Consider the following 10,028-nt stretch of genomic DNA (forward strand, 5'->3'; position numbering starts at 1 on the left):
TGATAAGCTATTTCTAATTCTTCGGATTGCTTAAGAAATCTTTCTAAATACCAGCGTTGTGAATCACTCAAGTGATCATGAGGCAGATAAAAAATATGCCTCATGTGCTTATCTTTTTTACGGTCGTACGCATGAAATTCTTTCTGGATTCGCCGCCTGATCCAGAATTCATACACTCACATAGCTTTCTCTGTTAGGGATGAAGACTTCGATCGGATTGTTCAAAAATTGAAAGAGTTGGGTGTCAACATTCTTCCAGGTAGAGAAAGAGATGAAAGAGATAAACGTTCTGTGTATTTTACGGACCCTGATGGGCATAAATTTGAATTTCATACAGGCACTTTAGATGATCGATTATCTTACTACAAAAGTGACATGCACTATATGCAATTTTTTGTTTAAAAAATGGGGTGTAAAACTGAATCTGTTAGACTTGACGCCCCTACTCCTTCCTTATGTTAAAAAGCGAGGTGATGGTATGGCTATGTCAGGTCACAGATTTTGTTAAATAACGTGATTAACCAAAGAGACATCATATAAAAACGACTGGCTGGCTCTATGCCACTTTATTAGCTGCCACTTTCGTTAAACCTAAGCGACAACCGACCATAGCGGTTTTCCGATCGTTCCCCAATTTCCTCTCAATATCGGAAATACTCATTCCCCTTTCATACATCTCTTTGATCATGAAAAATTCCCCTCTCGTAATCATGAACCATAGCCCCTCTCGTTGGCACTATGGTTCTATTGTAAGTGGGGAATTTTATTCCGGCTATATTGGGGATTTTAACATCGGCTTTAACAGATATTCCCAAACAAATGCCATTTGTAACATAATATGATTTGTTTCGGGGGTATTTTTTTATATTGAAGAAAATCCAGCATGTTCAAGGCTCCGCCTTCACCAAAAAGAGTAGGTGGAGCTAAATTTTATTTAAAAAATACATAGAAAATACTGTAACATTATTAACGGAAAAACGTGTTAATAGTGGGAAAGAAATGGGGGGCAAAAGCGGCATGCCACATCAACACAAATTAGAGAACCTATATAGACAGTATGCAAGGCCCCTCTATTTTTACCTTTTGAAATTAAGTGGTTCGAAGCAACTTGCTGAAGATTTAACACAAGAGACATTTGTTCGTGCTACTGTTCATCTTCACGAATATGAAGGAGAAGAAGCGCGCGCTTGGCTCTTTAAAGTTGCTCGTCATGCGTATTTAGATGAATGGCGAAAACAAAAACGAAGAAAAACCATTCCGCTTTTATCGAAATTCTTGATGAAGGAAGAGATGATTAGCCCATATGGGATTCCTGAAGAATCCCTTTTAATGCATGAAACACAGCAAAAATTTGAAGAGTTATTGGGGTTTTTGCCAGAACAGTATAGGTCGATCATTTATTTACGGGAGTATGAACAATTTAGCTATAAAGAAATAATGGAAACCTTACAACTGACAGAAGAACAAGTGAAAGTGAAACTCCATCGAGCGAGAAAGCGGTTATTAGGTCTTACTGAAAAGAAAGGGTGGTATGATGACGGCATGGAATAAGGAGTTAGAAAAACGAATTTTAAAAAGATCAAGGTTCACCTTATCTTTTCGCATTTTAAGAATACTGGTCATCGTCGTACTGCTTTATTCCTTATATATGATGGTTGTGCATATAGCTGCCGATAAATTTAATATAGGCAATGAAAATATGTACTATTCTAGTCTTGCCCTTGAGTGGACGGTTCCAAATGTCCGGGGTGACTTCGATATGAAGGATGAAACAACGACCGCTTTTGGGACAAAACGTTTTTCCTATGATTTACTTAAAAAGGTAGGTAGTAAGGACGTTGTCGTTGGCGAGGCACAGGTAACCAAACGACTATTCAGTGGTGTTTCACATATTAGTTATTCCCATCCCGGTCTCAAAAATTTAAGTGATTTTTCCTTCTCGCTGCCAGAAGATCCTCGGAATCATAGGAAGCTCGAAGCTAGCCCCTCACCTGATGTATGGGAAACACTAAAAAAATTACCTGAAGGAACAGTAGGTGAGTTAGCTTTTTCAACGCCGACTTTTATGGATGCAGAAAAACTAGTGGCTAATTTACGGAAATACGATATTCATATATTATGGATGCCGTTATACACAGGGGAATTTGTGAATTTTAAACCAAGTTGGAGTGGCGGGGACAATACAATCGAGATCTTAAACATCATTGGTCTTACTGGCGGAATGAACCATGACAACAATTATCGTCCATCTTTACGGATCAATTGGTTGGATGAAAGTACAATTAAGGAAAGTAAGCATTTAATGTTAAAAAATATGAAAGAACTCCTAAGTAAATCCCAGAGTTATTATGAGGACTTTTTAGGTTTACAGCAATTGAAAGAAAGATACCGATTCTTAGAAGATCATGGTTTTCTCGTATATGGTGCAGTTGTAACGGGTCCTGTAAAAGAATTATTAAAATTAAAAGATGACCCCTATGTTCAAGGTGCCCAATTGGGTGATGTGGAGTTATGGAATTGGGAAAAAGAATGAAGCATATTTAAAGACAAAGGAGAGGAGGTAGATTGTTAATGGAAAATCTATGGATTACCAAACCGGCGAAGAAAGATTTAAAATCCGCCTACGCGGTTTTTGAAACAACGATCCCAGATATTTTTGAGAAAGAGGGTATTGGCCATTTAAAAGAAGAGATCTTAAAAGAAATAGCGTATAAAAAGCATATCATTACTGATTCACTGGAGAATACCGATTCAGATTTTGTTTTCCTTGTTGCAAAAGTAGATGATAAAGTGATAGGAACTATCTCTTTCGGGCCCTGTGGGAACGAGACGAAAAAATGTACGAATCACCAGCTTGATGCAATAGATGAGTTGGGCAGCCTTTATGTTTTACCCCATTTCCAAGGGAAAGGTGTAGGTTCAGCTTTAATTCAATCGATGATAATGTTTCTGCATGAATTAGGGGTTGAGCAATTTTGTTTAGATAGCGGCTTCAAGTCTGCCCAGAAAAGATGGTTGAGAAAATTTGGAGAACCTTATAAAATCGCAAAAGATTATTGGGGAGAAGGCTCTGATCATATGGTATGGCTATGTCAGGTCACAGATTATGTTAAATAAATAGATTTATCCGAAGATCATCATATAAAGGATCGATGCCCGGATCCAAAATGCCACCGTATTAGTAATACCTTCAGGCACCAGTCAAAAATATTACATTTAAATTCGAGGTCTAATGTTCCCATTCATCAGACATCAAACTGAGGCATATGATGAAGGAACACATCGAATTGGAGGGATACCGGTGAAACAAACACCTCATTACGGCATTGATGCGCCAAATGTCATAAGGAATCTTTTTTTAATCGGGATATTGTGTCTTGCAACATCGGCTGCGCTCTTTAGCTTTGTTGATAGATCAAAAATAATATGGCTAATACTCATCGGGTGGGTATTCATAGTAGGGATCAGCCTAGTATTGACAGCTATATTGATGATCTTTAGTAGCAAATTTGGAAAATTAAAAGAGCGGGAACGCATTTTAGACATGTTAAGCATTAAAGGCGATGAACTTATCTTAGATGTGGGCTGTGGTAAAGGCCTTTATTTGATTGGTGCCGCTAAAAGACTAACTAATGGAAAAGCAGTAGGGATAGACATTTGGCAAAGTGAAGACCTTTCAGGAAATGACATGGAAAATACGCTTCAAAATGCTAAATTAGAAGGTGTCATTGATAAGGTCAGCATCGAGACGGCTGACATGAGAAAAATGCCCTTCGAAAACCATACTTTTGACGTCGTTTTGTCAAGTTTTGCGATTCACAATATTTATGACCGCGTTGAACGTGAAAAAGCATTGAAGGAAATCATCCGGGTTTTAAAGCCTGGTGGGAAATTGTGCATCATTGATTTTCAACACATAGACGAATACCTCAAGTTTCTGGAAGAACAGGGAATAATGGGGATCCATCGTTTCAAAACAAAATTAATCTTTCCTCCCGCAACGGCAATTACAGGAAACAAACGGTAAAAACGGCCTTTTGCATAGAGCATTTCTCCCTGTGGAAAGTAAAGTTAGAAAATATGACGTGACCACATCGCTCGGATAACGGCACAAGTCGGTCCAACGTTACGGATGGCAAAAGGGGCGCTCAACTCATGTTTGAAGTCGGAAAACAGGAGTAGTCCTTGATGAAGCTAAAAAAGGCAAATGAACTGTTCAAAGAAATTAAATATTAGGAGGGTATCAATGTTTGAGTCGTATTTTAGAGGTTTTAAAGGTTTCGACGCGTTTAGGACTTACATCATTTGGAGGCCCTATCGCTCACTTAGGATATTTTCATGAGGAATATGTCAAGCGGCGAAAATGGTTAGATGAGAAAAATTATGCGGATTTAGTCGCCCTTTGTCAGTTCCTTCCTGGGCCGGCAAGCAGTCAAGTCGGTATCGCCATTGGTATTCAACGTGCTGGATTACTAGGTGGGCTGATGGCGTGGCTTGGATTTACGCTGCCTTCTGCCATCGCGCTCATGATTTTTGCTTGGGTGCTTCAAGGGTTCAACATCCAACATGCAGGATGGGTACACGGATTAATGATTGTGGCTGTGGCTGTTGTGGCACAGGCAGTCTGGGGGATGGCAAGTAAACTTGCAACAGGGAAAACAAAAAGTACCATCGCCGTCATTTCGGCTGTTTGCGCCCTATTGGTTCCGACACCAATGGTTCAAGTCCTTATCATTATTGTTGCCGGGCTTATCGGCTGGTTATTCTTCAGAAAAAATACGGCACAAGAAATGCAGCCGATGCCCATACCGATTAGCAAAAAAACAGGCCTCATCTTTCTCGCACTATTCTTTGCCTTTTTAATGGTTCTCCCGGTCTTAAGGCTTATGATTCATAATCAGGGACTAGCGATGTTTGATAGTTTCTATCGCGCCGGCGCATTAGTTTTTGGTGGCGGTCACGTCGTTCTTCCATTGTTACAGCAAGATGTTGTGCCCACGGGATGGGTGACCAATGCCCAATTCCTCGCTGGTTATGGAGCGGCACAAGCGGTGCCAGGCCCTTTGTTCACCTTTTCCTCCTATCTTGGTTTTGTTTCGAAGCCGTACCCTAATGGGATCATGGGGAGTATACTGGCACTGATTGCTATTTTCTTACCTGCTTTTTTCTTGTTGCCGGGGCGCTGCCATTTTGGAATATCCTTCGTTCTCGCCCGGGATTCCAAACGGCACTTTCTGGAATTAACGCATCGGTTGTCGGGATATTAATGGCTGCTTTGTACCATCCTGTTTGGACCAGTACCATTAAATCACCTTATGATTTTTGCCTCGCACTAATAGCTTTTACGCTGCTTATGATTTGGAAACTTCCACCTTGGATCGTTGTTATCATATCCGCACTTGGCGGTGTCGTCCTATCTGTATTGACCTAGGAGTTTAACCATTAATTTGGAGAATAAAAGGTCACCGTTCAATCTGAACTCCAAGAAAACGAGGAACGGAGTCTGAGTTGCCATCATGTTGGGCCGAAAAAATGATTTTCTTTCTAACCTGTATAAAAAAGGTTGCCAAAGGTAAATCCATTTGACAACCTTATTCGTATCTATTTCGTGATGAGCTTTTTAAATTCTTGTAATGTCGTGTTGAAACTGACCCTTACTCTTGGTAATTCGTAATAACTATCATTTGTACTAGCAATCGCATTTTTTGTTGTTAACCGCATAAGTATAATATTTCTTTACTTCATTTAATACCTTGCTATTATAACTGCCATATGGATATGCAATAGCAGTAACACTTTTTCCGGTAATACCCTCAAGTAAAGTTTGGCTATCTTTAATTTCCTTTACTAAATCAATATTACCCATCGTCTCGCTATCATTAAAGAATGGATGGGTCATAGTATGTGATTGAATAGAAATAATTCCAGAGTCACTCATTTCTTTTATTTGCTTTAAAGAAAGGTAATCAGGTCGATCAATATCAGATCCTGTAATGAAAAATGTGGCTTTCGGTTTAAAAGTGGCATCTCTTAAATTTTTTAAAATGTTGTAGGCATAAATATTATTTTTATATCCGTCATCAAAGGTAATGATAATGGGTTTTTTTATTTTGTTTATGTTACGGATTTCATCAAAATTAATGGGTGTATATCCGGCTGTTTTTAAATATTTCATTTGTTCCTCAAAATTTTTGGCAGATACAAACCTGCCGATCTCATCGGGTTGAGGATTTTCGCCAATCTGATGATACATTAAGATCGGAATATTATACACTGTAACTTTTTTGGGAGACTCCCCAACATCTTTTGCATTGATATATCCGGTTTTTTTCTTACCTTTAATATAAACGATCGCTTTAAACCAATCGTCATTATACCCTGCAAATTTTAATAATTGGCCTTTCTTATAACTCTTCAATTTTGACGAACTTGTAGTCGGTTTACTATATACATTATGTTGGGTTTTTTAAAGCATAAGCCTGCATTGTTGGAGCGTATGGACTCAGGTCTTCGGCAGGGAGAAATCCTGTGTGTGCTTTACCATTTACATAAACCGTTGCCATAAACCAATTGGAGTTATACGGGCGATATTTAAGCAACTTACCTTTTACGTAACTTTTTAATATTTTGGAGTACCTCGAAGTCGAAGAATATACAGCAGTTGACTTTTTAATGACATATCCTTCTAGCCCTTTCTTTAAATCAGGGTTGACATCATCATTATATATATATCCGGTACGTGGTTTTCCGTTTAAATAGACAGTGACTTTATCCCAATTATTGGTGAATGTCTGGTACTTCAATATACTTCCATATTTATATGTTTTAATCACTTTTGAGTCTTTAGAAGCTAATGTATAGACCGGAATAGTTGGCTTTATCCCGACTCCTTTTAGGGTGCGCTGATTTTGTATGGTTGGTTCAATATCTTTTGTGGAAATATACCCGGTATGTTTTTTCCCTTTTATATAGACGGTGGCTTCATACCAATGCTTAGAAAAAGTGCGATAATGCAAAACTTGCCCTGCTTGATAGCTTTTGAGTACCGATCCATCCGAAGAAGGTTTAGCATATACCTTTACAAGTTTAGAAACTCCGATGCCGCTATTGGCAATGGGTGTGTTAACAATGGTTTCAACGCTTTTATTTGTTATGTATCCGGTATGTTTCTTTCCATTTATATAAACAGTAACAATATGCCAATCTTTATTGAAGCTCCGATATTTGATGATACTGCCCTTGCTATAACTTTTTAGGATATGGGCTTTGATGCTTAAAGAGATGTAAACGTTTGTTTTATTTAAAGTTATACCTTTCACATATGGCGCTTCACTAATATTACCGACATCCTCTTTATTGATATAGCCTCTATATGAAATTCCGTTAATATATACGACCACGATATACCAGTTGCTTGAATAGGGCTGAAATATAAGAGGAGAGCTATAGTCATAGCTTTTTAGTATAGTGGCCGCTCTCGAAGGACTGGCATAGACATTTACAGGTTGGACTAAAGCATACCCAGTTATTCTTGCATCATCTATCTGATTAGCTCTGGCAGTAAGAGCGGATGGAAGAAAACATGAGAAGGTTAATATGATAGCGATCATTAATACTAGCTTTTTCAAGTGAAACATTATTTTTCACCTCATATATTATTTGAAGTGGACCAGTACTATATTATATCACTTAAAATAGTATATTTGTTACTGTAAATACGAAATTTAGCAGTTTTTGATAGAAATTGGAGGGGAATGTGATTCGCTAAATAGGTATACGGAATTATAGGTATACGGAATTTATTGATCATTCAATGTATGGTATTGGGGAATCAAATATTAATAGAGAATGATAAAAGAAGAACCGATAAAAATCCACTGACAATGGGTCTTTGACGTTGATGTTTTTGGGAAAGTTCATCATGTGTTGAGTCATTGATGTTGTCCCCATAGAAAGGGGAGGGCCGTCTTCATTCGTTAAGCCAGAACTTGTTTGGAGAGGATTCTTTTTTAACCTGCATTTTTTTCCACGATCTTACACAGTCTTTTTAATGATGCAGAATGAGGTGTGGGAGTCTGCAAAAACGGTTTACTTAAGGAGAGTCTGACAGATTTCTTTCACCCGATCATGTTGATGTTCCCAGCTTTCCCACACGTCCATCATCCATTTTCGAATCATTTGATCACGGCTTTCCCCCGGTTTTTGACGCAAAACATCGAGCACGGTAAGGGCATATGCGGATTTATCGGGCGCCTCGAATTCCTTCCATTGATATTTCTTTCGACTGAGGAGCATATGAACACGCTGCACTTGTCTACCGTTAAACCCTTTTTCAATCGCGTAATATAAGCCAATTAATGAAAAAGCCGTGGTAATGGGCTTCATCCCATTGCCTGAATGCTGTGCGGCATAGGTATCAATCACATGTTGATGGATAAAATTCAGATCCTGTTTGCTGATTGTATAACCGCTCAATTCACTGAATTTTTCATAGCACTCACCTGACGCCTTGTAATTCTCTAATAAAGGGAGATGACGATGATGTAATTTGAGGCCACAACCAGGGCACTCGACGAAATGATCATATTCCCGCATGTTTCACATCCCCAATCTAAATAAGCTTCCGGGATGAATCATACCGCATTTCCATATCTTAAACCATTTAGGAAAAAATGTTCAATTAATTACTCGTTGGACACATTAATTATTAGCAGGGTTATTTCTAAAAGCATGGCACGAAGGAGGAGCTTTCAATTATTTTGGTACCTACGGTAATAGACGTAAGAAGCGACATAGCACATCACAACGCCGGCTGCAAACAATGCTGGAGTATATTTTGTATAGAAATTAAAAAGGGCCATGAAGATTACGGTAAACCCGATTATGACAAATACGGCTGCAGCAAACCGATGGGTCTTTGTCCAAACTTCGGTGCTTGATAAAGTCCATCTTGTTTTAATTCCATAAACAAAGTTTTTTTTGGCTCTATATAAAAAGTTGCCACCGATAATAAAAATCACACCAATCGAAACATTAGCGATTAGGCTTATGTTAATTGTAAAGCCAAGCCCCAATAAAATGACAATCACCTGAACCCCCAAGATAGCGATAAGTCCAGTGTAATACACAAGATTAATATCCAAAAGATTTGATCCGTGAATAAATTTACTAGAACTTTTACGTGAAACTAGCAAAATGATCATTGAAATCGGTGATATGGCCAATGCGATCAACTTCGGTGCAGTATTGGATGGGGCATTGTCAGGTCCAACCTGTATGACTAAAGTGTCTGGTAGGAAGGGGTATGCCATCACTCCCATTAGTATGCTGACGCATACAAATATTAACGTCGTAAGTGTCATTTTTTCCATAGATTAGGCTCCTCTCATCAATAATTTGTTGAGCACCCGTAAAAAGACTTTTAATCATTCTTAAAGGTCAATACCCATCGTAAAACTTCCTGAAACAGAGTTGTATTTAATGAATAGTGAACGTATTGTCCTTTTTTTTCTGAGTAGATCAGTTTAGCTTGGCTAAGAATGTTAAGATGATGAGAGATGCTTGGTTTTTTCATATCAAAGTGTTCAGCAATTTCACCGGCAGTCATACTTTTTTGGTTTAACATTTCGATGATTTTCAATCTTGTAGGATCCGATAGGGCTTTGAAAGTGTTAAACAATTTTTGAACACTCCCTCTATAAAATAAAGTTTTTCTTAAAATTACTCGCATTTTCTCCGGAAATCTGCACCAATTGTTTTTACCTGTCAATCAATTCATGGATATTATAGGTATTTTACCTAATAAATAGATGTTTAAGTTGACTTCGTGTAAGACAAAGGTTCTATTTACCTTTATCTGGTAACAAAGATATGATCGCACATAGGGATCTCCACAACGCTCATGGCGGTTTACCCTCCCATGTCTCACAGAGTCAAAGTTCTTACATTCCTTCGTTCTACCTATCCATGAGGTGGAGGCCGGAAAAGCTCCTTTACTGGGTCATGCCCGAATGGTACAAATCACTCCG

11 protein-coding genes and 2 pseudogenes are annotated in these 10,028 nt (G+C 38.4%); 6 read left to right on the forward strand and 7 right to left on the reverse strand.

Going from position 1 to position 10,028, the window contains the following annotated elements:
* Window positions 1-104 (reverse strand): transposase (locus H532_RS20865; RefSeq protein WP_245566478.1); only part of this gene is annotated, 104 nt, incomplete at its 3' end.
* A 46-nt stretch (window positions 105-150) separates the two neighbouring features.
* Between H532_RS20865 and H532_RS20005 the strand changes: the two are divergent.
* Window positions 151-402, forward strand: a pseudogene (locus H532_RS20005) (VOC family protein); the annotation flags it as partial.
* A 154-nt stretch (window positions 403-556) separates the two neighbouring features.
* Here H532_RS20005 and H532_RS20995 read toward each other — a convergent pair.
* The gene (locus tag H532_RS20995) at window positions 557-688 is read right to left on the reverse strand and encodes a hypothetical protein (RefSeq protein ID WP_281169047.1); all 132 of its coding nucleotides are present in this window, start codon (window positions 686-688) and stop codon (window positions 557-559) included.
* A gap of 329 nt (window positions 689-1,017) precedes the next feature.
* Here H532_RS20995 and H532_RS0113475 point away from each other — a divergent pair, with 329 nt between their 5' ends.
* The 5 genes and pseudogenes from H532_RS0113475 to chrA all read left to right on the forward strand — a co-directional run bounded on the left by H532_RS0113475 (window position 1,018) and on the right by chrA (window position 5,431).
* Window positions 1,018-1,551 (forward strand): sigma-70 family RNA polymerase sigma factor, encoded by a 534-nt coding sequence (locus H532_RS0113475; RefSeq protein WP_027725911.1) that lies wholly within the window; start codon window positions 1,018-1,020, stop codon window positions 1,549-1,551.
* On the forward strand, window positions 1,532-2,533 hold the full coding sequence (locus H532_RS0113480) for an anti-sigma factor (RefSeq protein WP_081412470.1): 1,002 nt from the start codon (window positions 1,532-1,534) through the stop codon (window positions 2,531-2,533). Before H532_RS0113475 ends, H532_RS0113480 begins: the two co-directional genes overlap by 20 nt.
* 38 nt (window positions 2,534-2,571) lie before the next feature.
* On the forward strand, window positions 2,572-3,117 hold the full coding sequence (locus H532_RS0113485) for a GNAT family N-acetyltransferase (protein WP_051263345.1): 546 nt from the start codon (window positions 2,572-2,574) through the stop codon (window positions 3,115-3,117).
* Between the two features lie 184 nt (window positions 3,118-3,301).
* Window positions 3,302-4,027, forward strand: a complete 726-nt coding sequence (locus H532_RS0113490; RefSeq protein WP_027725914.1) for a class I SAM-dependent methyltransferase — start codon at window positions 3,302-3,304, stop codon at window positions 4,025-4,027.
* Window positions 4,028-4,316: 289 nt separating this feature from the next.
* Window positions 4,317-5,431 (forward strand): annotated as a pseudogene (chrA, locus tag H532_RS18965) (chromate efflux transporter).
* 258 nt (window positions 5,432-5,689) lie between these two features.
* On the opposite strand, the gene H532_RS18970 reads toward chrA, so the two are convergent.
* From H532_RS18970 to H532_RS0113520, 5 genes are all read right to left on the reverse strand, one after another.
* Window positions 5,690-6,418 carry a polysaccharide deacetylase family protein gene (locus H532_RS18970; RefSeq protein ID WP_051263346.1) on the reverse strand — a complete coding sequence of 243 codons (729 nt, stop codon included), beginning with the start codon at window positions 6,416-6,418 and terminating at the stop codon, window positions 5,690-5,692.
* 34 nt (window positions 6,419-6,452) lie between these two features.
* Window positions 6,453-7,637: an SH3 domain-containing protein gene (locus H532_RS0113505; protein WP_027725915.1), complete on the reverse strand. Its 1,185-nt coding sequence runs from the start codon at window positions 7,635-7,637 to the stop codon at window positions 6,453-6,455.
* Window positions 7,638-8,088: 451 nt separating this feature from the next.
* Complete coding sequence (locus tag H532_RS0113510) at window positions 8,089-8,595, reverse strand: DUF5946 family protein (protein WP_027725916.1); 507 nt, start codon at window positions 8,593-8,595, stop codon at window positions 8,089-8,091.
* A 155-nt stretch (window positions 8,596-8,750) separates the two neighbouring features.
* A complete protein-coding gene (locus H532_RS0113515; protein WP_027725917.1) occupies window positions 8,751-9,371 on the reverse strand; it encodes an SdpI family protein in 621 nt (206 codons plus the stop codon).
* A 50-nt stretch (window positions 9,372-9,421) separates the two neighbouring features.
* A complete protein-coding gene (locus H532_RS0113520) occupies window positions 9,422-9,679 on the reverse strand; it encodes an autorepressor SdpR family transcription factor (RefSeq protein WP_027725918.1) in 258 nt (85 codons plus the stop codon).
* Between the last annotated feature and the right edge of the window lie 349 nt (window positions 9,680-10,028).

Origin of the sequence: Tuberibacillus calidus DSM 17572 (assembly GCF_000430685.1) — a bacterium.
Lineage (GTDB): Bacteria > Bacillota > Bacilli > Bacillales > Sporolactobacillaceae > Tuberibacillus > Tuberibacillus calidus.

Bases quoted from the DNA above. Each gene is read 5' to 3' on its own strand.
- H532_RS20995 (WP_281169047.1), bottom strand. From the start codon at position 688: ATGATCAAAGAGATGTATGAAAGGGGAATGAGTATTTCCGATATTGAG.
- H532_RS0113505 (WP_027725915.1), bottom strand. From the start codon at position 7,637: ATGTTTCACTTGAAAAAGCTAGTATTAATGATCGCTATCATATTAACC.
- H532_RS0113475 (WP_027725911.1), top strand. From the start codon at position 1,018: ATGCCACATCAACACAAATTAGAGAACCTATATAGACAGTATGCAAGG.
- H532_RS0113485 (WP_051263345.1), top strand. From the start codon at position 2,572: ATGGAAAATCTATGGATTACCAAACCGGCGAAGAAAGATTTAAAATCC.
- H532_RS0113510 (WP_027725916.1), bottom strand. From the start codon at position 8,595: ATGCGGGAATATGATCATTTCGTCGAGTGCCCTGGTTGTGGCCTCAAA.
- H532_RS0113515 (WP_027725917.1), bottom strand. From the start codon at position 9,371: ATGGAAAAAATGACACTTACGACGTTAATATTTGTATGCGTCAGCATA.
- H532_RS0113480 (WP_081412470.1), top strand. From the start codon at position 1,532: ATGATGACGGCATGGAATAAGGAGTTAGAAAAACGAATTTTAAAAAGA.